19 protein-coding genes are annotated in these 24,606 nt (G+C 71.8%); 6 read left to right on the top strand and 13 right to left on the bottom strand.

The genetic code is table 11. From position 1 onward, the window contains the following. Positions 1 to 37: 37 nt before the first annotated feature. Genes EWH70_RS15075 through EWH70_RS15065 form a run of 3 tightly spaced genes read right to left on the bottom strand, consistent with a single transcriptional unit; the run spans position 38 to position 2,594 of the window. A complete protein-coding gene (locus tag EWH70_RS15075; RefSeq protein WP_130476016.1) occupies positions 38 to 901 on the bottom strand; it encodes a GNAT family N-acetyltransferase in 864 nt (287 codons plus the stop codon). Further along, positions 898 to 1,755: a GNAT family N-acetyltransferase gene (locus EWH70_RS15070; protein WP_240686996.1), complete on the bottom strand. Its 858-nt coding sequence runs from the start codon at positions 1,753 to 1,755 to the stop codon at positions 898 to 900. Before EWH70_RS15070 ends, EWH70_RS15075 begins: the two co-directional genes overlap by 4 nt. Next, positions 1,752 to 2,594, bottom strand: coding sequence for a class I SAM-dependent methyltransferase (locus tag EWH70_RS15065; RefSeq protein ID WP_130476014.1), 843 nt, complete (start codon positions 2,592 to 2,594; stop codon positions 1,752 to 1,754). Before EWH70_RS15065 ends, EWH70_RS15070 begins: the two co-directional genes overlap by 4 nt. Positions 2,595 to 2,909: 315 nt before the next feature. Between EWH70_RS15065 and rpsA the strand changes: the two genes are divergently transcribed. Continuing rightward, positions 2,910 to 4,406 (top strand): 30S ribosomal protein S1, encoded by a 1,497-nt coding sequence (gene rpsA / locus EWH70_RS15060; protein ID WP_130476013.1) that lies wholly within the window; start codon positions 2,910 to 2,912, stop codon positions 4,404 to 4,406. 553 nt (positions 4,407 to 4,959) lie between these two features. Here rpsA and EWH70_RS15055 read toward each other — a convergent pair. Then, positions 4,960 to 5,169: a hypothetical protein gene (locus tag EWH70_RS15055; RefSeq protein WP_130476012.1), complete on the bottom strand. Its 210-nt coding sequence runs from the start codon at positions 5,167 to 5,169 to the stop codon at positions 4,960 to 4,962. Positions 5,170 to 5,313: 144 nt separating this feature from the next. Between EWH70_RS15055 and coaE the strand changes: the two genes are divergently transcribed. Beyond that, positions 5,314 to 6,501, top strand: a complete 1,188-nt coding sequence (gene coaE, locus EWH70_RS15050) for a dephospho-CoA kinase (protein WP_130476011.1) — start codon at positions 5,314 to 5,316, stop codon at positions 6,499 to 6,501. Here coaE and EWH70_RS15045 read toward each other — a convergent pair. From EWH70_RS15045 to EWH70_RS15020, 6 genes are all read right to left on the bottom strand, one after another. Next, on the bottom strand, positions 6,498 to 7,124 hold the full coding sequence (locus EWH70_RS15045) for a response regulator (RefSeq protein ID WP_130476010.1): 627 nt from the start codon (positions 7,122 to 7,124) through the stop codon (positions 6,498 to 6,500). The genes coaE and EWH70_RS15045 overlap by 4 nt on opposite strands. Then, positions 7,121 to 8,377: a sensor histidine kinase gene (locus EWH70_RS15040; RefSeq protein ID WP_240686995.1), complete on the bottom strand. Its 1,257-nt coding sequence runs from the start codon at positions 8,375 to 8,377 to the stop codon at positions 7,121 to 7,123. The genes EWH70_RS15045 and EWH70_RS15040 overlap by 4 nt, the downstream gene beginning before the upstream one ends. A gap of 20 nt (positions 8,378 to 8,397) precedes the next feature. Next, positions 8,398 to 9,888, bottom strand: a complete 1,491-nt coding sequence (locus EWH70_RS15035) for a glycosyltransferase family 39 protein (RefSeq protein ID WP_240687014.1) — start codon at positions 9,886 to 9,888, stop codon at positions 8,398 to 8,400. Beyond that, a complete protein-coding gene (locus tag EWH70_RS15030) occupies positions 9,885 to 10,628 on the bottom strand; it encodes an ABC transporter permease (protein WP_240686994.1) in 744 nt (247 codons plus the stop codon). Before EWH70_RS15030 ends, EWH70_RS15035 begins: the two co-directional genes overlap by 4 nt. Before the next feature lie 18 nt (positions 10,629 to 10,646). Then, a complete protein-coding gene (locus tag EWH70_RS15025; RefSeq protein ID WP_130476009.1) occupies positions 10,647 to 11,552 on the bottom strand; it encodes an ABC transporter ATP-binding protein in 906 nt (301 codons plus the stop codon). A gap of 129 nt (positions 11,553 to 11,681) precedes the next feature. Beyond that, positions 11,682 to 12,200, bottom strand: coding sequence for a ribonuclease FAU-1 family protein (locus tag EWH70_RS15020; protein WP_130476008.1), 519 nt, complete (start codon positions 12,198 to 12,200; stop codon positions 11,682 to 11,684). A gap of 60 nt (positions 12,201 to 12,260) precedes the next feature. On the opposite strand from EWH70_RS15020, the gene EWH70_RS15015 reads away from it, so the two are divergent. Both EWH70_RS15015 and uvrB read left to right on the top strand, forming a co-directional pair. Next, positions 12,261 to 13,478: a DUF5685 family protein gene (locus EWH70_RS15015; RefSeq protein ID WP_130476007.1), complete on the top strand. Its 1,218-nt coding sequence runs from the start codon at positions 12,261 to 12,263 to the stop codon at positions 13,476 to 13,478. Between the two features lie 98 nt (positions 13,479 to 13,576). Beyond that, a complete protein-coding gene (gene uvrB, locus EWH70_RS15010; protein WP_165436282.1) occupies positions 13,577 to 15,733 on the top strand; it encodes an excinuclease ABC subunit UvrB in 2,157 nt (718 codons plus the stop codon). Positions 15,734 to 15,934: 201 nt separating this feature from the next. Here the strand turns inward: uvrB and EWH70_RS15005 are convergent, their stop codons facing one another. The 3 genes from EWH70_RS15005 to EWH70_RS14995 are packed head-to-tail and all read right to left on the bottom strand — an operon-like array spanning position 15,935 to position 21,243. After that, positions 15,935 to 17,329 (bottom strand): S28 family serine protease, encoded by a 1,395-nt coding sequence (locus EWH70_RS15005; RefSeq protein ID WP_130476005.1) that lies wholly within the window; start codon positions 17,327 to 17,329, stop codon positions 15,935 to 15,937. A gap of 42 nt (positions 17,330 to 17,371) precedes the next feature. Continuing rightward, positions 17,372 to 18,334 (bottom strand): ABC transporter permease, encoded by a 963-nt coding sequence (locus EWH70_RS15000; protein ID WP_130476004.1) that lies wholly within the window; start codon positions 18,332 to 18,334, stop codon positions 17,372 to 17,374. Beyond that, the gene (locus EWH70_RS14995; protein WP_130476003.1) at positions 18,334 to 21,243 is read right to left on the bottom strand and encodes an alpha/beta fold hydrolase; all 2,910 of its coding nucleotides are present in this window, start codon (positions 21,241 to 21,243) and stop codon (positions 18,334 to 18,336) included. Before EWH70_RS14995 ends, EWH70_RS15000 begins: the two co-directional genes overlap by 1 nt. Positions 21,244 to 21,551: 308 nt before the next feature. Here EWH70_RS14995 and EWH70_RS14990 point away from each other — a divergent pair, with 308 nt between their 5' ends. Then, positions 21,552 to 22,625 carry a TerC family protein gene (locus EWH70_RS14990; RefSeq protein ID WP_130476002.1) on the top strand — a complete coding sequence of 358 codons (1,074 nt, stop codon included), beginning with the start codon at positions 21,552 to 21,554 and terminating at the stop codon, positions 22,623 to 22,625. 30 nt (positions 22,626 to 22,655) lie between these two features. Continuing rightward, positions 22,656 to 24,605: a S9 family peptidase gene (locus tag EWH70_RS14985; RefSeq protein WP_130476001.1), complete on the top strand. Its 1,950-nt coding sequence runs from the start codon at positions 22,656 to 22,658 to the stop codon at positions 24,603 to 24,605. Position 24,606 lies beyond the last annotated feature (1 nt).

Raw genomic sequence — 24,606 nt, 5'->3', positions numbered from 1 at the left:
CCTGCTGGTGGGCAAGCCGACCGCCCCGGATGAGTGACTAACGCAACGCCGAAGCCGGACGAACCTCCCACAACGTCCACAGTGGACGATACCCCTGCCGGTGCCAGAACGCCGGGGCGAGCGGGTTCGCCGGGTTGTAGTAGAGGTGACAGCCGGTGGCGCCACCGGCCGCGGCGTGGTCGTGCGCGGCGGCCATGAGCGCCCGCCCGACGCCGGTGCCGCGGCTGTCCGGCGTCGTGCCGACGGTGTTGACGTAGAACCAGCGCCCGACCGGCAGCAGGTCGGAGCCCTCCGGGACGTCGGTCCAGGCGCAGTCGGCCAGGCCGACGGCCCGGCCGTCCCGCTCGGCCAGCCACCTCGGCCCGCCGCCGTCCAGTGAGCAGCGCACCAGCGTGGGCGTGTCCGGGTGGCGGGGCGCGCCCACCTGGCCGGTGTAGTCGAACGTCGCCGTGGCCAGCTCGGCCACGGTGTCCCGGTCCCCGGGGCCCACCCGGCGGACGGTCACCCCCGTGCTGCCCTGCCCGGGCGCGGGGGAGCGCACGGCCAGCACCGACAGCGGGAGCAGGCCGTGTGCCAGCAGGTCCCGTGCCGCGCCGACGTCCCGGCTGGGCCAGACGACCAGGCACCCGGAGTCGGGCCGCTCGTCACGCAGGTGGGCGCGCCACGCCCGCAGCAGCGGGTCCAGTCCGGCCCCGCCGGGGTAGGGGTAGAGCTGGTGCAGCACCGCGGGCGACCACAGCAGCTCGGTGGAGCCGGGGGCGTGCCGGACGGTCCGGTGCACGGCCAGCAGGCGCTCGCCGTCGGCCGTGGCGGCGGTGAGCACGTCGCCGTCCGGGGGCGGCGGCGGTGCGGGCAGCATCGGGTCGAGCGCGGCGAACCGTTCCCGCTGCCGCTCGATCATCGCAGCACCCAGGTCGTCCACAGTGGACGGTAACCCTGCCGGTGCCAGAACACCGACGACAGCGGGTTGAGCGGGCTGTAGTGCAGGAAGGTGCCCGCCACGCCGGGCTGGAGCAGTTCGCGGTGCGCCAGGTTCACCAGCGCCGCGCCCACCCCACCGCCACGGGCGTCCCGGGTGACCGACAGGGTGTTGATCAGTCCCCACCGGCCCGGCGGCAGCCTGCCGGGCTTGCCCCGCAGCAGCCAGCCGCAGCGGGCCAGGCCGACCGGGATCCCGTCGGCCTCGGCCAGCCAGTTGCGGTCGAAGTCGATGCTGCGCCGCACTTCCGGTTCCAGCAGGCGGACCATCGTCTCCAGCGAGCGCACCCGGTTCAGCCCCACCGGTTCGGAGTAGCGCAGTTCCTCCAGCCACAACCGCAGGACCTCGACGGCGTCGGCCTGCCCGGCGAGCCGGATGGTCAGCCCATCCTGCGGTGGCCGGGCCGGTTCGGGCGGCGCGGTGCGGACGGCCAGCGCGTCCAGCGCGGCGAAACCGGCGTCGAGCAGGGCACGTGTCGCCGCCGTGTCGCGGCTGGGCCAGCAGACCGTGCAGGACCACTCCGGGCCCAGCGTGGCGCGGTCGACGCGGGAGCGCACGACGGCCAGCAACGCGGCCATGCCGCCGGCGTCGGCGTGCTCCAGCAGCGGGGTGAGCTCCCAGGTCTCCAGCCCCGACCACAGGCTGCCCCAGGAGTCCGGCTCGTGCACCGCGCGGTAGAGCACGCCGGTCACCTGCCTGCCGTCGGCGGTGCGCGCGTGGACGCGTTCGCCCTCCGGTGGGTCGGCCGGCGGCGGCAGCAGCGGGTCGACGGTCACGATCGCCTGCAGACGAAGATGGCGGTGCCGGGGAACAGCCGGCCACGCAGCGGACTCCACTGGCCCCACACCCTGGTGTGGCCCTCCGGCCATTCCGGCTCGACCAGGTCGGTCAGCGTGAACCCGGTGGCGGCCAGCGCCCGCACGTAGTCGCCGAGTGTACGGTGGTACTCGACGTAGGTGGCGGCACCGTCGCCGTCGACCTCGACGTAGGGGGTGCGGTCGAAGTACGGCTGGGTGGCGGTCAGTCCCTGCGGGCCCGGATCGTCGGGGAAGATCCAGCGCAGCGGATGGTTGACGGCGAACACCCAGCGCCCGCCCGGCCGCAGGACGCGGTGCACCTCGGCGAACACGGCGCCGGCGTCGGCGACGAACGGGATCGCGCCGAACGCCGAGCAGGCGATGTCGGCCGTGCCGCAGGCCAGCGGCAGCCGGTCGGCGCTGGCCTGCAGCAGCGGGACGGCGACGCCGGTGCGCTCCGCCGCGGCGCGGGCGTGGGCCAGCATGCCCGCGGACAGGTCGATCCCGACCGGGCGGGCGCCCTGCGCGGCCAGCCAGCGTGAGCAGGGCGCCGAGCCGCAGCCCACCTCGACCACCGTCGCACCGTCGACCGGGCCGAGCAGCCCGGCGTCGGCCTCCCGCAGACCCTCCGGGCACCAGACGAAGTCGGCCTCGCCGAGGAACTCGCCGTGCTCGCCGACGTAGTCGTCGGCGTCGGCGTCCCACCACGACCGGCTGGCCCGTTCCGCCTCGACCGCGGTGACCTGCCGGTAGGCCACGCCCGCGGTGCCCAGCCGCTGCTCGGCGCGCTCGTGGCGGTCGGTCGTCGGTTCGGACACGGGGCCTCCCGGAGGTGCTGGCGAGCAGGACGGACCGGGTGGATACTGGTCCGTAGGGCGCGGTTGATCGCCAAGGGCACCCTGTTTGTGTCGTGTGAGGGCGGCCGCGTACGATACCTCTAGCGCAGTGGGTTCGCGCTACCTTCCACCCGGCCGAGTGTGCCGGGAACCAGGGTCGCGCACCGTCGGCGGTGATGCTCGTGGCCGTTTCTTCTGGGAACGTTCGTTGCGGTCTTTGTCGTTGCCGGTTTCCCGCGGCGTGAACGTCAACCGCACACCCACTAACACCCAGCCGTTACCGGAGCAACCCGCCTAATGACCATCGACACCGCCACCGCCCCGACCGCGACCAGCCCGCAGCAGGTCGCCATCAACGACATCGGGTCGGAGGAAGACTTCCTCGCCGCCATCGACAAGACGATCAAGTACTTCAACGATGGCGACATCGTCGAAGGCACCATCGTCAAGGTCGATCGCGACGAGGTGCTGCTCGACATCGGGTACAAGACCGAGGGCGTCATCCCCTCGCGTGAACTGTCCATCAAGCACGATGTCGACCCGGCCGAGGTTGTCTCCGTCGGCGACGAGGTCGAAGCCCTTGTCCTGCAGAAGGAGGACAAGGAAGGCCGGCTGATCCTGTCCAAGAAGCGCGCCCAGTACGAGCGCGCCTGGGGCACGATCGAGGAGCTCAAGGAGAAGGACGAGCCCGTCAAGGGCACCGTCATCGAGGTCGTCAAGGGCGGCCTGATCCTCGACATCGGCCTGCGCGGCTTCCTCCCCGCCTCGCTCGTGGAGATGCGCCGCGTGCGCGACCTCCAGCCCTACGTCGGCCGCGAGCTCGAGGCCAAGATCATCGAGCTGGACAAGAACCGCAACAACGTGGTCCTGTCCCGCCGCGCCTACCTGGAGCAGACCCAGTCCGAGGTCCGCACCGAGTTCCTCAACGCTCTGGCCAAGGGCCAGGTCCGCAAGGGCGTCGTCTCGTCGATCGTCAACTTCGGCGCGTTCGTCGACCTCGGCGGCGTCGACGGCCTGGTGCACGTCTCGGAGCTGTCCTGGAAGCACATCGACCACCCGAGCGAGGTCGTCGAGGTCGGCCAGGAGGTCACCGTCGAGGTGCTGAGCGTCGAGATGGACCGCGAGCGCGTGTCCCTCTCGCTCAAGGCCACCCAGGAAGACCCGTGGCGTCAGTTCGCCCGCACCCACGCGATCGGTCAGATCGTGCCGGGCAAGGTCACCAAGCTGGTCCCGTTCGGCGCGTTCGTCCGCGTCGAGGAGGGCATCGAGGGCCTGGTGCACATCTCGGAGCTGGCCGAGCGCCACGTCGAGATCCCGGAGCAGGTCGTGCAGGTCGGCAGCGACGTGATGATCAAGGTCATCGACATCGACCTGGAGCGTCGCCGGATCTCGCTGTCGCTCAAGCAGGCCAACGAGGGCGTCACCCCGGACACGGAGTTCGACCCGACCCAGTACGGCATGGCCGCCGAGTACGACGAGCAGGGCAACTACATCTACCCCGAGGGCTTCGACCCGGACACCGACCAGTGGCAGGAGGGCTTCGACAAGCAGCGTGAGGAGTGGGAGCGGCAGTACGCCGAGGCCCACCAGCGCTACGAGGCCCACATGAAGCAGGTGGCGAAGGCCGCCGAGGCCGACGCCGAGGCTGCCGCGCAGGCCGCCACCGGCGAGACCGGCGGCGACCAGAGCTACACCTCGTCGGGCTCGGCCGACGCCGGCCAGCAGGGTGGCGGCACCCTCGCCAGCGACGAGCAGCTCGCCGCGCTGCGGGAGAAGCTCTCCGGCGGTGCGTAAGCGCTAGAACGCGAACGAGCCCTGGCTCCCCGCGAGGGGACCGGGGCTCGTTCATGTTCGCGGGACCTGGCACCAAAGCACGTGAAGGCCACCTTCACTACGTCTGACGTCAGGGCCCGGCGAAGTCGGGAGTCGTGGGCGGTTGCCGTGAGGGCCCCCTTCACGGCATCAGACGCCACCACATCCGCCCTCACCCGGGCACACCGGCCCCACCAGCCTCGAACACCACAACCACCCCACCAGCCACCACGAACGAGACAACCCCAGCAAGCACCAAAGCACGTGAAGGCCACCATCACCACGTCACACGTAATGAAGGTGGCCTTCACGAGCCTGGGCCGGGCCACGTCTCGCGATCCGCAACCGGCGTCCACATCGTGAGTTCTGCGCTCGCGGCCGCGAGTTCTGCATTCCGGCCCGCGAACTCTGCGCTCGGAACCACCCACCTCGCCCAGCCGCACCCCGGACTTTGCCGGGACCCTTACGTCTCACGTGGTGAAGGTGGCCTTCACGTGCTTTGAACAGGACGTCAGCCCGCGCGCCGGGGCGAGGGTCAGGTGGTCGCGGGCGCCCAGGCGCGTTCCATGGCCGCGGCCATGGCGCGGCGGCGGAGGCCGGCGAGGCTGTGCTTGGCGGGGACGAGCAGCGCGGTCAGCCAGTTACGCCGGTATTCCTCCAGGGCCTGGGCCACTGGGCGATACAGGACGCAGTGCACCAGGCCCGGGGTCCCGAGCCGGTGCCTCCCGACGTGCTTGGCTGCCATCGTTCCTCCGTGTGGGCGATCACCGCACCGGCACCGTACGCAATGCGTGCGGATGAACGCGGTAGGCGCTCGGCGTGTCACTCGACCAGTTGGGTAACGACGCCGTGTCCAACTCCCCGTGGCCCTGCTGATTGAATGCGGATCATGTTGCGCGTGGGCCTGACCGGGGGCATCGGAGCCGGTAAGTCGACAGTGTCCGCCCGCCTCGCCGAGCACGGCGCGGTGGTGATCGACGCCGACCTGCTGGCCAGGGAGGTCGTCGGCCCCGGCACGGAGGGGCTGGCCGAGGTCGTCGCCGCCTTCGGACAGGACGTGCTGGCCGCCGACGGCACGCTGGACCGGCCCGCGCTGGCGGCGAAGGCGTTCGCCGACGACGAGTCCCGCACGCGGCTCAACGGCATCATCCACCCGCGGGTCGGCGCCCGTACCGCCGAGCTGATGGCCCAGGCCGCCCCGGACGCGATCGTGGTCCACGACGTCCCGCTGCTGGTGGAGAACGGCCTGGCCCCGATGTACCACCTGGTGGTGGTCGTCGACGCCGACCCGGAGACGCGGGTACGCCGGGTCGTCTCCTCCCGCGGCATGAGCGAGGCCGACGCCCGCACCCGCATCGCCGCCCAGGCCGGCGTCGAGCAGCGGCGCGCGGTCGCCGACGTCTGGCTGGACAACAGCGGCGCCCGCGACGTGGTGCTGGCCGAGGTGGACAGCCTGTGGGCCGACCGGCTGGTGCGGTTCGAGGCGAACGTCCGGCTGCGCAAGGCACGCGCACCGCTGTCGCCGGTCATCGCCGAGCCCAACCCGGACTGGCCCCGCCAGGCCGAGCGCGCACTGGCCCGGCTGCGGCCGGTCACCGGCGACCGGGCGCTGCGGCTGGACCACATCGGCTCCACCTCCGTCCCCGGACTGCCCGCCAAGGACTGCCTCGACCTGCAGATCCTCGTGCCCACCCTGGACGACGCCGACGCGATCTCCGACGCGCTGTCCGACGCCGGTTACGTCCGTGCCGAGGGCGAGTGGTGGGACGACCCGCAGGACGGCTCGGCGGAGCCGTGGCTCAAGCGGTTCCACTTCGGCGCCGACCCGGCCCGCCCGGTCAACCTGCACGTCCGGTCCCGGCAGACCCCGGCCTGGCGGCTGGCGCTGCTGTTCCGCGACTGGCTGCGCGACCAGCCCGCCGAGCGCGACGCCTACGCCGAGGTCAAACGCTCGCTGGCGCACGAGCACCAGGCCGACGGCTCGGTGCTGGACTACACCGAGGCCAAGCAGCCCTGGGTCAACGCCGCTTTCGAGCGTGCCGAACGGTGGGCCGCGGCCACGAACTGGTCCCCCTAGCGGCGTCCCAGCAGGCCGCGCTCGAACGCCACCGCCACCGCGGCGGCCCGGTCCCGCACACCCAGCTTCGCGTACGCGTGCAGCAGATGGGTCTTCACCGTGGCCTCGCTGATGAACAGCTGCGCCGCGGCCTCCTTGTTCGTGCAGCCCCTGGCGATCAGGCCGAGCACCTCGATCTCCCGCTGGGACAGCGGTTCCTGCGCCGGAGCGCGCAGCTGGCCCATGATCCGGCTGGCGACGGCGGGGGAGAGCACCGACTCGCCCCGTGCGGCCGCCCGCACCGCGCGGAACAGCTCGTCGCGCGGGGTGTCCTTGAGCAGGTAGCCGGTCGCGCCCGCCTCGATCGCCGGCATCACGTCGGAGTCGGTGTCGTAGGTGGTCAGCACCAGTACCCGGGCCGCGTTGCCCAGCCGGGCCAGCTCGGTGATGGCGTGCACCCCGTCGGTGCCGGGCATGCGCAGGTCCATCAGCACGACGTCGGGCCGCAGCCGCTGTGCCAGCGCGACGGCCTCCGCGCCGTCGGCGGCCTCGCCGAGCACGTCGAACCCGCCCTCCGCGGCCAGCATGCCGCGCAGGCCGTCCCGCACGACCGGGTGGTCGTCGGCGATGATCACGGTGATCACAACGCGCTCCCGACGGGGATGGCCGGCAGGTTGACGCTGACGGCCGTTCCGCCGCCGGGCTCGGCCTCGACGGTCAGCGTCCCGGCCAGGCGCTGCGCCCGGTGCCGCATCCCCGCGATGCCGAAGCCCCCGCCCATCCCGCCGTCGGGTGGCAGCATGCTGGTGTCGAAGCCGCTGCCGTCGTCGCGGACGTCCAGGGTCACCTGTTCCTCCATGTAGGACAGTGTGAGGCCGACGCGTCCGGCGCCGGCGTGTTTCGCCACATTGGACAGTGCCTCCTGGGTGATCCGTAGCAGGGTCGCCTCGATCTCCGGGTGCACCGGCCTGCTGTTGCCGGTGGTGGTGAACTCGATGGGCACGCCCGTGCGGTCGGACCAGCGGCGGGCCACGCCACGCAGCGCGTCCGGCAGCTGCGCGGCGTCCAGTGCCTCCGGGGCCAGCGCGTGCACCGACCGGCGGGCCTCGGTCAGGTTCTCCCTGGCCAGTGCCAGCGCCGCGTCGACGTGCCGCCGCCACACGGCCGGGTCGGCCTGGTCGGCGGCCTGCAGCTGGGTGATGATGCCGGCGAACCCCTGGGCGAGCGTGTCGTGGATCTCCCGGCTCAGCCGCTGCCGCTCGTCGAGCACACCGGCCTCGCGGGCCTGCACCAGCAGCTGGCGGTGCAGGCCCGCGTTCTCCGCCATGGCGGCGTTCAGCTCGGCCAGCGCCTGCTTGCGTGCGTTGTTCTGGTCGGCGATCTTGTCCGCCATGACCGAGCCGCCCCAGATCGTCAGCGACTGCACCAGCACCACGGTCAGGAACACGTGCGGCATGGTGGTCAGCGCCTTCGGCAGGCCGCCGTTGGCCAGGCCGTGCAGCAGGAACGCCGTGATCACCAGGCCGGCGAGGCGGAGCCAGCGGGGTTCCAGCCGCAGGGCGTGGAAGAACCCGATGATCATGAACACCAGGAACAGGATGTCGTGGGTCATCAGCACCGAGGCGATGACCAGGATCCCGCCGAACGACACCAGCGGCAGCAGCCTGCCGCCCGGCCACCGCGCCCGGCCCAGGGTGTCGGTCAGCGCCACCCAGGCCGCGGCGAGGGCCGCCAGCCAGTAGGTGCTCGCCGGCTCGCCGTCGAGGGAGGCGAACACGGTGGCGAGGGTGAGCAGCACGTACGGCGCGGCGACCTCGATCCGGTCCGGCCAGGTTCCCCACCCCGCCGAGGCGTGGTTCTGGTGGACCCACGAGGGCGCCTTCCCGGACCGGTTCACCGCCGCATTATCCCGCCCGGTCACCATTCCATGTTCCGGAACCGTGGCCACAGCACCGACCACGGCGCCGTCCGGCCGGTGGCGAGCAGGATCGGCGTGCCGGACGGGATCAGCGTCCCGGTGTGCCCGGTCTCGACGACGCCGACCTGCCGTACCTGCCGGAACGAGCCGTGCAGCGCCGCCGGGTCGTCGCCGGCGTAGAGCACCGTGTCGGCGGTCTCCGGTGGCGTGTGCAGCGTCCAGAACCCGCGGCTGCCGCTGTAGGCCGCCGGTACCCCGCGCTCGGGGCCGTAGTGCTCGACCGCGCTCGCCATCCAGTACATCCCGGTGACCACGGCGGTGCGGGCCCGCTGCTCCGGCGGCAGCCGGTGGTACTGCGCCGCGATCGAGTCGGTGAGCTCCGGCCACCCGATCTCACCGCCGGCGAACGCGGGCTGCGGGATCTCCCTGCCGATCCACGACTCCGGCAGGACGGGCAGGGTGACCGGCACGGTGATCACCAGGCTCAGCGCGTACACCGGCCAGGTCGCCACCCAGCGCCACCAGCGCTTCGGCTGCCCGGCCTCGATCCGGACCGCGGCCGCCGCCCAGCACACCCCGAACATGCCTGCCAGGTAGTAGTAACGCCCGCTCACCGCGATGAACACCAGCAGCAGGCCGACCGTCGTCCAGCCGAGGAACCGCCACGGCCGCAGGGCAGGCGAGCGCAGCAGCTGCCACAGGCCGTAACACAGCAGTACCGCCCCGACGATCAGCCCGGCACCCGCGACGAGGACCGCGGGTACGAACAGCGCCCGCCCGCCCCAGGCGCCACTGACCTCGCTGGCGATGGCGGCGCTCATCTCCAGCTGGGGCCAGCCGTTCACCGTCTGCCACACCAGCGTGGGCGCGACCAGCACGGCCGCGATCGCCGCGCCGCCCCACAGTGCCGGGCGCCGCAGCAGGTCCTTCGGGCCGACGGCGAGCAGGCAGATCCCGGCGACCACCCAGAATCCTCCGGCGAGGAGTTTGACGTTCAGCGCGACACCGGTGACCAGCCCCGCCCACAGCAGTAGCCCGTCGGCCCGGGTACGCACCCAGCGGACCAGCAGCCACAGCAGCAGTGTCCACAGGAACGGGTCCATTGTGGACGTCGCGAGGTAGTGGCCGGTGCCGAGGAAACCGCTGCTGACGGCCACCGCTCCGGCGGCGAGCAGCTGGGCCCGCCGCCCGCCGCCGAACTCCCTGGCGATCAGCGCCGTCAGCACCACCGCGGCGGCCGTGGCGAGGATCGCGGGCAGCCGCAGCACCACGACCGACCCCGGCGCGATCGTGTCCATCAGCAGGGCCAGCAGCGGCAGCAGCGGCGGCTGGTCGGCATACCCCCAGTCCAGATGCCGGCCCGCGGCCAGGAAGTACAGCTCGTCGCCGAAGTAGCCGTACCGGCCGCTGGTGGCCAGCAGCAGGGCGGCGATGAGCCCGGCCACGGTGAGCACCGGCCCCCGGGCGAACGGTGCGAGCGGCACGGTCACTCCCACCGGAAGAAGCGGGTCGCCAGCGCCGTGCAGACCACCGTGACGGCGGCGAGCGCGACCAGCTGGGTCGCCTGCGGTGCCGCGCCGGTCCAGGTCTCCCGCATCGCGTTGAGCGTGGAACCCAGCGGCAGGACGTCGGCGACCGGCACCAGGAAATCCGGCAGGTCCTCCTTACGGACCCACACCCCGCCCAGCGCCAGCATCGGGAAGAACACCGCCGACCCGACACCGGTGGCGGCACGCGCCGTCGGCGCGAGCGCGGCGATCAGCAGGCCGACCGAGAACAGCCCGGCCGTGCCCAGCGCGGTCACCAGCACGAACCCGGCGAGGTTGGCCGGGAGCGAGATGCCCAGCGCCAGCGCGCCGATGCCGATGATCAGCACCAGCACGACGAGGCCCGCGGCCAGGTTCACCAGCAGCTGGGCGAGCAGCAGCCGGCTCGGCGGCACGGGACTCGCGGCCAGCCGCCGCAGCACGCCCTTCTCCCGGTAGGTCGCCAGGGCCGAGGGCAGGACGGTGGTGCCCAGCATGGCCAGCAGGATGGTGATGGACAACGGGGCGATGAACGTGTCGAGCGGGACATGCCCGCCGAACTCCTCCGAGGGCTGCCGGGCACCGGGGATCAGGCCGAACACCAGCAGCAGACCGGCCGGCAGGCCGAACACGATCAGGATCGAACCCGGGTCGCGGAGGAACAGCTTGGCCTCGACTCCGGTCATCTTGGTCAGGACGGACATGTGGAGGTTCCCTTCCGGTCAGGCGAGCTTGCGGCCGGTGAGTGCGACGAAGGCGTCGTCGAGGCTGGTCTGCTCGACCCGCAGCTCCTCGGCGACGATCCGGCGGCGGGCGAGCAGGGCGGTGACGGCGTGCAGGACGTTGCCCGTCCCGGTGACCTGGACGTACTGCCCCTGCCGCTGCACCGAGCGCACCTCGGGCAGCGCGGCCAGCAGCTCGTCGTCCAGCGGGGCCGAGGGCCGGAACCGGATGCGCTGCTCGGCGTCGACGCCGGCCACCAGCCCGGCGGGGGTGTCGACGGCGACGACCGAGCCCGCGTCGATCACCGCGATCCGGTCACACAGCCGCTCGGCCTCCTCCATGAAGTGGGTGACCAGCAGGACGGTGACCCCGCTGTCACGGACGTTCTCGATCAGCTGCCAGGTGTCGCGGCGGGCCTGCGGGTCCAGCCCGGTGGTCAGCTCGTCGAGCACGGCGACCTCGGGCCCGCCGATCAGCGCGAGCGCGATCGACAGCCGCTGCTTCTGCCCGCCGGAGAGCTTCTTGTACGGCGTGTCCAGCCGGTCGGTGAGGCCGAGCAGGTCCACCAGCGGGCCCTGGTCGGCGGGGGAGCGGTAGAACGAGGCGTACAGGTCGAGTGCCTCGCGGACCTTCAGCCGGTCCGGCAGCTGGCTCTCCTGTAGCTGGACGCCCAGTATCTGACGCAGTTCGGCGGTGTCGCGCCGGGGGTCCAGTCCCAGCACCGACAGCGTGCCCGCGTCCGGCGTGCGCAGCCCTTCCAGGCATTCGACCGTCGTGGTCTTGCCCGCGCCGTTGGGCCCGAGGATGCCGAAGATCTCGCCGCGTTCGACGCTGAAGCTCACGTCGGCGACCGCGACCTTGCTCCCGTAGGTCTTGCGGAGGTTCCGCACTTCGACGACCGGCATGGGCTGCCCCTTTCGATTCCCTGTGCTGTCGAGAATCGCCGGAAAGGGGTCCGGTCCGGATCGTCGGCGCGGCCAGAACCGGGCCGACGCGTGTCGGGGCGGACATCCACCGATCGGTGGATGCGGGACTCAGCCGTGGCGGCGCCAGGAGAGCTGGATGTCCAGAGTGGACAGCCAGCGGTGCAGGTCGTAGCCGTGCGAGGCCAGCGCGTCGACGGTGGCGTAGGCCGTCTCCAGCGCGGCCGTCGCCCGGTCGGCGGGCAGCAGGCCCGCGTTCACCGCGGCGAGCAGCTCGTCGGTGTCCAGTACCTCCAGGCCGCGGCCGGTGCGCAGCACGATGTCGAGGTAGAGGTCGGTGCTGCGCCAGACGTCGCCGTCGACGTCGGTGCCCACCACGTCGAGGTAGAAGTCCTGGTCGCGTTCGTGGCCGGGGTTGAACCAGAAGTCGGTGATCCGCAGGCCCTGCGCAGGCAGCAGCCAGGACTCCAGGTAGCGGAACTGCTCGCGGCCGGGGGTGGGGCGCGCCAGGTAGAGCCCGAACGGTTCGGTCCGGTACTCCTCGACGTCGCGGACGATGCCCTTCGGATCGGTGTTGGTGGCGCCGCCGACGTCGAAGATCTCCACCTTCGGCGGATGAGGTTCCAGCATTCGCACATCATGCCCGGGCGGGGTGGTTAGGATTCCGGCCACCTGTGGTGAGGGGGCTCGATGTTCGGAATCCTGCGGCCGTGCCGGCACCGGCTGTCGCCGCGGCTGCACGCCGACTGGCTGGCGCACCTGTGCGGGCTGTGCCTGACGTTGCGTGACGAGCACGGTCACCTCGCCAGGGTGGTGACCAACTACGACGGCCTGATGATCTCGTCGCTGGTGGAGGCCCAGGCACCGGCCGGGCAGGGCAGGCGGGACGCCGGGCCGTGCCCGCTGCGGGCGATGCGGCCGACGTCGGTGGCCAGCGGCGCGGGCGCCCAGCTGGCCGCCACCGTCTCGCTGGTGCTGGCCGCGGCCAAGGTGCGCGACCACGTCGTCGACGGCGACGGGATGTTCTCCCGGCGCACCGTCGCGGGTGCCGCACGCAGGGTGGCCGACCGGTGGGCGACGCAGGGCGGTGCCACCGGCAGCCGGATCGGGTTCGACACGACGGTGCTGACCGAGGCCGTCGACCGGCAGGGCGAGGTGGAGCGGGCGCTGCTCACCGGCGACCCGGTCCTGCTCGCCACCGAGCCCACCGAGCAGGCGACGGCGGCGGCGTTCGCGCACACCGCCGTGCTGGCCGGGCGGCCGGAGAATGCGGCGGCGCTGGCCGAGGCCGGCCGCCTGTTCGGCAGGGCCGCGCACCTGCTCGACGCCGTCGAGGACCTGACGCGGGACCGCGAGTCCGGGGCGTGGAACCCGCTGCTGGCCACCGGCACCGACCTTGGGCAGGCCCGCCGCCACTGCGACGACGCGGTGCACGGCGTCCGGCTGGCGCTCGCGGAGGTGGAGCTGGGCGACGGCGGGCTGACCCACCAGCTGCTGGCGCACGAGCTGCACCAGGCCGTCCACCGGACCTTCGGCCACCACGAGATCGGGGTGCGCGACCCGTACGGCCACCAGCCCGGCATGCCCGGGCCCTACCACCAGGCGCCCTACCCGGCGCAGCCGCCGCCGTACGGTCCCGGCGGGCCGACTCCGCCGCCCCCGCCTCCGCCCGCGCCGCCCGGCGGTGGCGGGAAGGGCGGGGCCTACGACGGCAAGGGCGGCGGCTGCTGGGTGCCGAAGTTCCGGGTGCCGCCGCGTAAGCGGAACTTCTTCGCGGGCTGCGGCATCGCCGCGTACATGTGCTGCACCTGCCAGATCTGCTGCCGCGACCCGTGGCCGGGCCCGTGGAGCGGCAAGCCGCACAGCAGTTGCGACTGTGACTGTGACTGCTGCAACTGTGACTGCTGAGCCGTGATTCGGTCCTCGCTCCGCTCGGACGCGGTCGGGCCCTTCAGTCGACCGGTGTGTGTCGCGAACTGTCGGTGGGTGCGCTTACCCTGGATGACGTGGCTTTCGCAACCGAACACCCCGTCCTCGCCCAGTCGGACTTCCGCCCGGTGTCCGACGTGCCCAGGGCCGACGGCGTCTTCCGGGTGGTCAGCGACTACCAGCCCTCCGGCGACCAGCCGGCGGCCATCGCCGAGCTGGAGAAGCGCATCAACGCAGGCGAGAAGGACGTCGTGCTGCTGGGCGCCACCGGCACCGGCAAGTCGGCGACCACGGCGTGGCTGATCGAGAAGGTGCAGCGGCCCACGCTGGTCATGGCACCGAACAAGACCCTGGCCGCCCAGCTGGCCAACGAGCTGCGCGAGTTCTTCCCGAACAACGCGGTCGAGTACTTCGTCAGCTACTACGACTACTACCAGCCCGAGGCCTACATCGCGCAGACCGACACCTACATCGAGAAGGACTCGTCGATCAACGACGACGTCGAGCGGTTGCGGCACTCGGCCACGATGAACCTGCTGTCCCGGCGCGACGTGATCGTGGTGGCCAGCGTGTCCTGCATCTACGGCCTGGGCACGCCGCAGTCCTACCTCGACCGGTCGACCAAGCTCACCGTGGGTACGGAGGTGGACCGGGACGCCCTGCTGCGGGCGCTGGTCGACGTGCAGTACACGCGCAACGACCTGGCGTTCAACCGCGGCACGTTCCGGGTGCGGGGCGACACGGTGGAGATCATCCCGGCGTACGAGGAGCTGGCCATCCGGGTCGAGTTCTTCGGCGACGAGATCGACAAGCTGTACTACCTGCACCCGCTGACCGGCGAGATCGTGCAGGAGCTCGACGAGGTGCGGATCTTCCCGGCCACCCACTACGTCGCCGGGCCGGAGCGGATGGAGAAGGCCATCGCCGGCATCGAGGCCGAGCTGGAGGAGCGGCTGACCGAGCTGGAGAAGCAGGGCAAGCTGCTGGAGGCACAGCGGCTGCGGATGCGCACCAGCTACGACATCGAGATGATGCGTCAGGTCGGGTTCTGCTCGGGCATCGAGAACTACTCGCGGCACATCGACGGCCGTGGCGCCGGGTCGGCGCCCGCCACCCTGATCGACTACTTCCCGGACGACTTCCTGCTGGTCATCGACGAGTCACACGTGACGGTGCCGCAGATCGGCGGCATGTACGAGGGCGACGCGTCGCGTAAGCGCAGCCTGGTCGAGTTCGGCTTCCGCCTGCCGAGCGCGCTGGACAACCGGCCGCTGACCTGGGAGGAGTTCGCCGACCGGATCGGCCAGACGGTGTACCTGTCCGCGACGCCGGGGCCGTACGAGCTGGGGCAGACCGGCGGCGAGTTCGTCGAGCAGGTGATCCGCCCGACCGGGCTGGTCGACCCCGAGGTGATCGTCAAGCCCACCGAGGGCCAGATCGACGACCTGATGCACGAGATCAGGGAACGCGCCGACAAGGACGAGCGCGTCCTCGTCACCACGTTGACCAAGAAGATGGCCGAGGACCTCACGGACTACCTGCTGGAGCTGGGGATCCGGGTCCGGTACCTGCACTCCGAGGTCGACACGCTGCGCCGGGTCGAGCTGCTGCGCCAGTTGCGGTCGGGCGACTTCGACGTGCTGGTCGGCATCAACCTGCTGCGGGAGGGTCTCGACCTGCCCGAGGTGTCACTGGTGGCCATCCTCGACGCGGACAAGGAAGGGTTCCTGCGTAGCGGGACGTCGCTGATCCAGACGATCGGCCGCGCGGCCCGTAACGTGTCCGGCCAGGTGCACATGTACGCCGACTCGATGACCGACTCCATGCGGTACGCCATCGACGAGACCAACCGGCGCCGGGCCAAGCAGATCGCCTACAACACCGAGCGGGGTCTGGACCCGCAGCCGCTGCGGAAGAAGATCGCCGACATTCTGGACCGGGTGTACGACGAGGCCGAGGACACCGAGGGCGTCGCCGTCGGCGGGTCCGGCCGCAACGTGTCGCGGGGCAAGAAGCCGGAGCAGGGCGGCGGCGGTCGCAGCTCGGGTGTGCTGGTGGACCGCGACGTCGCCGGCATGCCGAGGGCGGAGCTGGCCGACCTCATCCAGCAGATGACCGACCAGATGATGCAGGCCGCCCGCGACCTGCAGTTCGAGCTGGCCGCCCGCCTGCGCGACGAGATCTCGGAGCTGAAGAAGGAGCTGCGCGGCATGGACGCCGCCGGCGTGAAGTAGCCCCACCACTCGGCGCGAGTCCACCTTTCCCACCCCGCGAGTCCACCACTCCGGCCCCGCGAGTTGCACACTCGCGTAGCGAGCTGCGGGCTTGCGTGCTCGCCTCCCGGAGCGTGAGTGGTCAACTCCTGGGCGCGGAACGGTCAACTCGCGGGGCGGGGACGGTGGACTCGCGGGGTGCGAGCGGTGGACTCGCGGGGGTCAGGGGTGCAGGCGGCGGGCGCGCAGGGGGTCCTCGTCGAAGCCGGCCACCAGCGGCGCCGCTGGCTCGGCGGTGGCGGGCAGGCCCGCCCAGCGGCGCACCGTCGCCGTGGCGGCGGCCGCCTCGGCGGCGGGCAGCTGCGCGATCTTCGACCCGTGGTTGCCGCCCGGCACCTCGTACACGTACGAGTCCCGCGAACCGAACCCGAGCCGGAACGGCTCCACCGTCCACGGGTCGTTCTCCCCGTTGACGAACATCAGCCGCTCACCCCGCGTCCGCACCCACAGGTCGACGTCCGGCATGGCCAGATGGTCGTACCGCGGCACCGGCACCGAGCGGGGCACGAACGACGGCGCCGCCATCGACCCCGGATACCGCAGCAGCCCACGCAGCCCGTGCTCGTACGGCTCGGCCCAGCCGATCTGCGTCGCGGCCTGGTAGTAGTACGGCACGTACTGCTCCAGCTGCTGGTCGGCGAACGTCGCCAGGCTCTCCACCTTGTCGAAGTACGCGTACAGCTCGGTCGCGGGGGCGTCCGGCGGCGGCACGATCCCGCAGTCGGCCGACGTCGAGTACTGCCAGAACGTGAAGTACGAGTCGACCACGGCGGTCTCCAGCGCCCGGTCGGCCGACCCCATGATCTCGAACGTGTAGCCCTTCGCCCTGGCCTCCTCGGCCAGCAGCACCCCCAGCTCGTCCCGCCGCTGCAGCGCCGCCCGCCGCACCGCGTGCAGCTTCTCCCGGCAGGCCGGATCGCCGACGCCGTCGAGGAACCGGTTGTAGCGGTCCACGTTGTTCCACACGTCGTTCGGGGCGACGTAGGCGATCGTCCCGGCCACGTCGTCCGGGTAGAACCGGCGGAAGTACGTCGCCGTCATGCCGCCCTTGCTGCCGCCGGTGGCCAGCCAGGCGCCGCGGTAGATCGACTTGAACGCCCGCACGACGCGGTGCTGGTCGGTCGCGGCCTGCCAGATCGTCAGCTGCCGCGGCCAGTTCACCTGCTCCGGCCGGGACGGCGCGAAGTACCGGTACTCCATCGACAGCTGGTTGCCGCCGACCAGCTGGGTCGGCTCGGACCGCGACGGGGCCGTCGAGACGTTGTAGCCACTGGTGTAGCTCACCGTCGGCGCCGAGACGTCCCGGTGCAGCAACGTCAGCCGCTGCTGGAACGTCCCCGCGCCGGGCCGGGTGTGGTCGGCGGGCTGGGTGAACGTCAGCGTGAAGAACCGGTGCCCCTCCGGCCCCGGCTGCTCGGAGACGACCGTCAGGCCGGGGACGCGCCGCAGCGCGTCGGCGATGTCGTCACCGGCCACCGCGGGCGGCGACACCACCGTGACCGCGGCGACCGCCGCCCCCAGCACGACCCCGGCCCTGCGCAGCACACTGTTGACCACCGACGAATCCTCACAGGACCCACCGCACGCCACAACCGACGATCAGCTGGTGATGTCCTTACGGGCGAACCGCCGGGCGGCCAGCAGGGCGAACACGGTGGCGTACAGCGTCGCCGACAGTGCTCCGTTCGCCATCCGGGTCCAGTCGATGTCGGTGGCGATCAGGTCCATCCACGCGTAGGAGAAGTGCGTCGGCAGGTAGTCGCGCAGGTCCTCCAGCGCGGTGATCTGGTCGAGGATCTGCGACACGATCGCCACCAGCACCGCGCCGCCCACCGCACCCAGCGGCGCGTCGGTCAGCACGGACAGCAGCATCGCCAGCCCCGCCACCCAGGCCAGCTGGATGACGATGTAGACGATGGCCAGCCCGATGGCGAGCACGCTGTCGGAGAACGCCACCGCGTCCCCGGTCGGGCTGATCGCATCTCCCGCGCCGTACCAGATCACCCCGACACCCAGTGCCACCAACGGCAGCAGCACCAGTGCGATGATCGACAGGATCGCCGACGCGATGGCCTTCTGCCGCAGCACCCGGTGCCGGGGGATCGGGGTGGCCAGCAGGTACTTCAGGCTCGACCAGGACGCCTCGCTGGCGATCGTGTCGCCGAAGAACAACGCCACGATCATCGGCAGCAGGAACGTCCCGGACACGAACAGCGCCAGCACCACGAAGTTCGGCGCGCTGGCCGTGGCCAGGTCGACGAACCCGCCGGTGCGCCGGTTCGGATTGGCCTCGCCGATCTCGAAGGCGATCACCAGGATGAACGGCAGCAGCGCCACCAGCCCGAGCACGAGCTGGGTACGCCGCCGCTTGAGCTGGCGCCGCAGCTCCACCCCGAGCCGCAGGGTGCGGCCGGCCTTGTACCCGGCGACCGCACCGTCCGGCCCGACGTCCATCGACTCGTGGGTGGCAGCGTCGGTCAGCTCGTCGAGCGCCGCCGGGTCGGTGTGCACCCCGTGGTCGACGGCCGCGTTGGCCCGTGCCAGCTTCTCGGTCCTGCCCATCAGTTCGTTCCTTCCCCGACCAGCTGCAGGAACGCGTCCTCCAGCCGCCGGCGCGGGCCGGCCTGCGAAACCCCGACGCCCGCCTTGACCAGCACGGCTACCGCCTCCGCACGCGGCATCCCGTTGAGGTCGGCGTGCACGAGGGAGCCTTCGATGTCCACACCGGACACCCCGTCGGCGGCGCGCAGCGCCTGCGCCGCCTGCTCCGGCTCGTCGACGCGGAAGGTCGCCTCGCCGCCCGCGGCGACGATCTCCCCGACCTCGCCCGACGCGACGAGCTGACCGCGGTGCATGACCACGACGTGCGAGCAGGTCTGCTCGACCTCGGCCAGCAGGTGACTGGAGACCAGCACCGTGCGGCCCGTCGCGGCGTAGCGCTGCAGCACCTCACGCATCTGGTGGATCTGTGGCGGGTCGAGCCCGTTGGTGGGCTCGTCGAGCACGAGCAGCTCCGGCAGCCCGAGCATCGCCTGCGCGATCGCCAGCCGCTGCCGCATGCCCTGGCTGTAGGTGCGGACCTTGCGGCGCACCGCGTCGCCCAGCCCGGCGATCTCCAGCGCCTCGGTGAAGTGTGCCTTGTCCGCGGGCCGCCCGGTGGCGTCCCAGAACAGCCGCAGGTTCTGCTCGCCGGACAGGTGCGGCAGGAAGCCGGACCCCTCGACGAACGACCCGACCCGCGACAGCACCGGCGCGCCCGGGCGGATGCGGTGACCGAACACCCTGATCTCGCCCTCGGTGGGGCTGATCAGGCCCATCATCATGCGCAGCGTCGTCGTCTTGCCCGCGCCGTTGGGCCCGAGCAGGCCCAGCACCTGGCCGGGTTCGACGCGGAACGACAGGTTCTTCACGGCCGTGACCCCGCCGGGGTAGGCCTTGGTCAGGTTGTCGATCACCAGCGGTGTCCCGGCCAGCGCCGGGTCCACCTGGTCACTGCGCCTGCGGCGGATGGTGGCCACCACGGCGACCGCGACCGCCACCAGCAGCGTGACGCCGATGCCGATCAGCTGTCCCGACGGCCAGCCGGTGCTGACCGCCTGCCCCGGCACGACCGGCACCGCGAGCCCGGCGCCGTCGGCGAGCGCGATCCGGTAGGTCGCCGGCTGCACCGTCCCGGCGTAGGCCTGGTCGGTGGTGCTCACCACGAGCTGCAGGGCGTGCCCCGGGTCGATGGGGCGGACGATCCCCGGCAGCGTCACCGTGACCTCGACCGGGCTGCCGTCCGGCGGCAGCGACGGCAGCCGCACCGGCGCGACCGCGTTGGCGGGCAGCGTGCGGGTTCCGTCCTGGCTGACGTCGTACAGCTTGGCGAACAGCACCGCGCCCTCGGGCCCGGTGCCGCCGGGGGCCGACACCCGCAGCCGCACCGTGGATCCGCCGGTGACCAGCACCTGCGACTCCACCGGTGCCGTGGTGAACCGGGCCGACTGGCCCGGTGGGTCCAGCGTGAACAGCCCGGCCAGCCGGGACGAGCCCGCGGCCAGTGCGTTGGCGCCGGGGATGCCGCTGACCGCGGCGGGGTTGCCGCCCGGCGGGTTGACCACCTGCTGGTCGCCGCCGTTCAGCGGAAGCTGTGTGCGCTGCGCCGGGTCGCCGGTCAGGCCCGGATAGCTGGGGGCCTCGACCGTGCGGATCGACGGCGTGCCGTTGGCCCGCAGGTTGCCCTGCACGTCGTAGGCGAAGCCGGTGCCGGGGTCGGTTCCGGTGCCGGTGAGGTGGAAGCTCAGCCAGTCCGCGATCTGCCCGCGCAGGCGGGGGCCGGGCTTGCCGCCGTCGTGACCGCCCGCGTACCAGACCGTCTTGACCTTGCCGCCGGCCGCGGCGATCTGCCGGGCGGTGGCGTCGGACTGGTCGAGGCCGAACAGGGTGTCCCGCTCGCCCTGCACGATCATCGTCGGCACGGTGATCCGGTCGGTCACCGACACCGGCGACACACTGCGCAGCAGGGCCAGCGTCTCCGGGGACGCGCGGCCGTCGGTGGCGACGTCCTGGTAGGCGCGGCAGACCTGCTCGGTGAACCGGCCGCACGGGTTGGCGGCGCCGTTACCGGGCATTCCCGGCCCGGCGGGTGGCGCGGACCCGAGCGCGGCGGCCGCGTCGGCACCCGCGCCGCCCGCGGCTCCGGCCTGTCCGCCGAGGTTGTCGCCGTCGTCCTCCTGCCCGGCCTCCGGCGCGTCCCTGCCGGGGTCGCCGCTGCCGCCGAGCCCGGCCGGCCCCATGCCGGCGGAGAAGAAGATGCCCGCCCAGGACCGCTTGAACACTCCATCGGGTGCGAATGCGCCCTGTGCGGGGGTACCCGTGGTGGCCACCGTCGGCGCGGCCGAGTTGGGCAGCAGGCCCTGCGCGAGATCGTTGTAGGTGATGACCGGGGCGATCGTGTCCACCCGCTTGTCGATGCCGGCCAGCAGCAGCGACAGCGCGCCGCCGTAGGACCCGCCGGTGACGCCGACGCGTGGGTCGTCCGGCCCGTCGGTACGCACGTCGGGGCGGCGGGCCAGCTCGCTGAGCAGGGCCTGGGCGTCGGCGACCTCGAACCGGGGGTCGTTCAGCCCGATCTGCCCGGTGCTGCGGCCGAAGCCGCGCGCGGAGTAGGTGAGCACCACGAACCCGCGCTCGGCCAGCTCCCTGGCGTCGCTGGCCACGCTGTTCTTGCTGCCCCCGAATCCGTGCGGCATGAGCACGGCCGGTGCCGGGGTGTTCTCAGGAATGAACACGGTGGTGTCCAACTGCACCTGGTCGGGTGAGTTGGGTGCCGCTGGGACCGAGACGGTGGCATCCTGCGTGCGCACCGGCGAGGGTTCCTCGCCGGTGTTCAGCCAGAACACGGCACCGCCGGCGATCACGACCGCGGCGACGAGCACCAGGGCGACCAGCCGCGTGCGGCGGTCACGGGGGAGCAGTTGTCGGGACACGCCGTGACCGTATGGGACGTTTGCTGAGAACGCCCTGTGGGGTAGCCCCAGGCCAGACAGGTTGCCCGAGTGTGACGTGGATAACTGCGAGCAAAACGGTGACGATGATGACCTTGGCTGGCGTACGGGCCTCTCAACAGCCAAGATGGATGGGCGCGTGGAGGGGAGTATTCCTACGCGAAGGTGTCGTCAACACGGCCGCCCCCTGTGGTGCCCGGCACCCTCGGTCGCATCGGCTCAGCCGGAGCGATGGAAGAGACCTCCGGGTAGTGGTTTGCGTGTCCCGCTATACCGGAGGATGGAACTGAATGAACGTGCCATTGTGGCTATGGATCGCGACCATCGGTGGTCTGCTGGTCCTCCTCGCTGTCGACCTCGTCATCGTCGACCGGAAACCGCATCAGGTCACCACCGGTGAAGCGGCTCGCTGGGTCACCTTCTACATCGCCTGCGCCGTGGCGTTCGGTATCGGCGTCTGGTACTTCGGCGGTCACGATTCCGGCGTCGAGTTCTTCACCGGGTACATCACCGAGTACTCGCTCAGCGTCGACAACCTGTTCATCTTCATGGTGATCATGTCGTCGTTCAAGGTGCCGGCCATCCACCAGCACCGGGTGCTGCTCATCGGCATCCTGCTCGCGCTGGTGATGCGTGGCGCGTTCATCGCCATCGGCGCCGCTCTGATCGCGCAGTTCGTCTGGGTGTTCTTCCTGTTCGGTGCCATCCTCATCTGGACCGCGATCAGCATGGTCCGCGGCAACGACGAGCACGAGGAGTACCACGAGAACGCGGTCACCCGCTGGGTGCGCAAGATCTTCCCGGTGACCGACGACTACGTGGGCCACAAGTCGATCGTCAAGCGCGACGGCAAGCGGTGGATCACCCCGATGTTCGTGGTGATCGTGGCCATCGGCAGCGCGGACCTGCTGTTCGCCGTGGACTCGATCCCTGCGATCTTCGGTATCACGCAGGACGCGTTCCTGGTGTTCACCGCCAACGCCTTCGCCCTGATGGGGCTGCGGCAGCTGTACTTCCTGCTCGGCGGCCTGGTCACCAAGCTGGTGTACCTGTCCTACGGTCTGGCGATCATCCTCGCCTTCATCGGCGCCAAGCTGTTCCTCCACGCGTTGCACGAGTACCACCTGGTGCCGGACTGGCTGGACATCAACAACTGGGTCTCGCTGGGCGTGATCGTCACCGTCCTGACCGCGACCACGGTGCTGTCGCTGCTCAAGACCCGCAAGGACCCGGAGGCGGCCAGCGGTCCGAAGCTGGACCTCAACGCCGCCTCGCCCGAGGAGCGGGCGGCTCAGGAGCAGGAGGCCGCGAACAAGGCCGAGCGGGCCGAGGCCGCGTCCTCCGGTGGCGAACAGGACCGTTAGTTCTGCTAATGAAGTAGTAGTGTCGGGGACGTGCTGCCCACTGATCTGGAACTCCTAGCCGTCCCCGGCACTCCCGCCCTGCACGACGACCTGCTGCTGGTCGGCGTGTCCCGGCCCGATCCCGCCAACGATCGCTATCGCGGCGGGTTGCGCCGGATCGACCTCGGCGGGGGCGGTGACCGGGCCTGGACCCACGGTCCGGCCGACACCGCCCCTGCCATCTCTCCCGACGGCCGCTGGGTCGCGTTCCTGCGTGCCACCGAGGAGACGGGTGCGGCGGGCAAGCCCCAGCTGCACGTCATGCCTGCCGACGGCGGTGAGTCCCGCAGGGTCACCGAACTGCCGCTGGGCGCCGGTGCCCCGGTGTGGGCACCGGATTCCCGCCGGATCGCGTTCGTCGCCAGGGATCCCGAGCCCGGGCGCTACGGCACGCCGTCCGGCGACGGCGAACCGGTCGAACCTGGCGCCGAGCCGCCCCGGCGGATCACCCGCCTGGACTACCGCGTCGACGACCTCGGCTTCCTGGCCGACCGGCCGCAGCGGCTGTACGTGCTCGACGCCGTCGCCGAGGACCCCCAGGCGCCGGTGGCACTGACCGACCGGGCCGTTGACGTCTCCGATCCCGCGTGGACCCCCGACGGCGAGCACGTGCTGGTCGTCGCCCCGCGGGACTGGGGCGCGGTCGAGACCCTGCACAGCGACGTGTACGCCGTTCCGGCCGGTGGCGGCGAGCCGGTGCTGGCCGTGCTCACCTCGGGCAACGCGGCCCGGCCCGCGGTCGGCGACGGCGTCGTGTGGTTCGTCGGCAGGGAGTTCACCGGGGTGGACTTCATCCGTAACGACGGGCTGTTCGCGGCCGACCTGCGGCTGGACGGCGAGCCCGCGCGGCCGCGGCGGCTCACCGACGCGGAGACGGTGTACTGCGCGTCCGCGGTCGGCGCCCCGGTCGCCGCCGGTGACGAGGTGCTGGTCGGGGTGCTGCACCGCGGTGCCACGCAACTGCGGGCGGTGCCGCGGGACGCCGAGGCGGCCACGCTGGAGGACACCCGGCTGGTGGTGGGGGAGCGGTCGTCGGTGCGCGGCTTCGCCGTCCACGGCGGCCGGATCGTGGTGACGCTGTCGACCCCGGTCGACGCGGGCGAGGTCGTCCTGCTCGACGGCGGCAGGCAGGTCACGCTGACCGGTTTCTCCGCGCCGCTGCGGGAAGCCGGGGTGCGCGAGCCCAGGGAGCTGACCGCCACGGCGCCCGACGGCTACCCGGTGCACGGCTGGGTCGTGCTGCCGGAGGGGCCGGGGCCGCACCCGACGTTGCTGGTCGTGCACGGCGGGCCGTTCGCCGCCTACGAATGGGGCCTGTTCGACGAGGCGCAGGTGTACGCGGCCGCCGGATACGCCGTGCTGCTGGCCAACCCGCGTGGTTCGGCCGGGTACGGCGAGTCCCACGGGCGAGCGATCATCGGCCGGTTCGGCACGGTCGACGCCGACGACCTGCTGGCGTTCCTCGACGCCGGGCTCGCCCTGCCGGAGACCGACAGCGAGCGCGTCGGCGTCATGGGCGGTTCCTACGGCGGCTGGATGACGACCTGGCTGGCCGCCCACCACGGGCACCGCTTCCGTGCGGCGTGGAGTGAGCGGGCGGTCAACGCCTGGGACTCGTTCGTCGGCAGTTCCGACATCGGCTGGGAGTTCGTCGAAGGTTATGTCGGCACGGACGTCGAGAAGCAGCGGGAGAACAGCCCGCTCAGCTACGCCGACCGCATCGGCATCCCGTTCGCCGTCGTCCACTCCGAGCACGACTGGCGGTGCCCGGTCGAGCAGGCGCAGCGGTTGTACGTGGCACTGCGCAAGGGCGGGGTCGACACGGAGATGCTGCTGTTCCCCGGTGAGGGGCACGAGCTGAGCCGCTCGGGCCGCCCCCGCCACCGGGTGCAGCGTTTCGACGCCGTGCTGGACTGGTGGTCGCGCAGGCTCAAGAGCTAGG

It is taken from the genome of Amycolatopsis suaedae, from assembly GCF_004214935.1.
GTDB lineage: Bacteria > Actinomycetota > Actinomycetes > Mycobacteriales > Pseudonocardiaceae > Amycolatopsis > Amycolatopsis suaedae.
Note: the sequence above shows the minus strand (reverse complement) of the source record. Positions and strands in the feature narration are given on the sequence as shown.

Coding starts and splice junctions, on each gene's coding strand:
- EWH70_RS15015 (WP_130476007.1), top strand. CDS start 12,261: ATGTTCGGAATCCTGCGGCCGTGCCGGCACCGGCTGTCGCCGCGGCTG.
- EWH70_RS15000 (WP_130476004.1), bottom strand. CDS start 18,334: ATGGGCAGGACCGAGAAGCTGGCACGGGCCAACGCGGCCGTCGACCAC.
- EWH70_RS15025 (WP_130476009.1), bottom strand. CDS start 11,552: ATGCCGGTCGTCGAAGTGCGGAACCTCCGCAAGACCTACGGGAGCAAG.
- rpsA (WP_130476013.1), top strand. CDS start 2,910: ATGACCATCGACACCGCCACCGCCCCGACCGCGACCAGCCCGCAGCAG.
- EWH70_RS14990 (WP_130476002.1), top strand. CDS start 21,552: ATGAACGTGCCATTGTGGCTATGGATCGCGACCATCGGTGGTCTGCTG.
- EWH70_RS15020 (WP_130476008.1), bottom strand. CDS start 12,200: ATGCTGGAACCTCATCCGCCGAAGGTGGAGATCTTCGACGTCGGCGGC.
- EWH70_RS15075 (WP_130476016.1), bottom strand. CDS start 901: ATGATCGAGCGGCAGCGGGAACGGTTCGCCGCGCTCGACCCGATGCTG.
- EWH70_RS15055 (WP_130476012.1), bottom strand. CDS start 5,169: ATGGCAGCCAAGCACGTCGGGAGGCACCGGCTCGGGACCCCGGGCCTG.
- EWH70_RS15030 (WP_240686994.1), bottom strand. CDS start 10,628: ATGTCCGTCCTGACCAAGATGACCGGAGTCGAGGCCAAGCTGTTCCTC.
- coaE (WP_130476011.1), top strand. CDS start 5,314: ATGTTGCGCGTGGGCCTGACCGGGGGCATCGGAGCCGGTAAGTCGACA.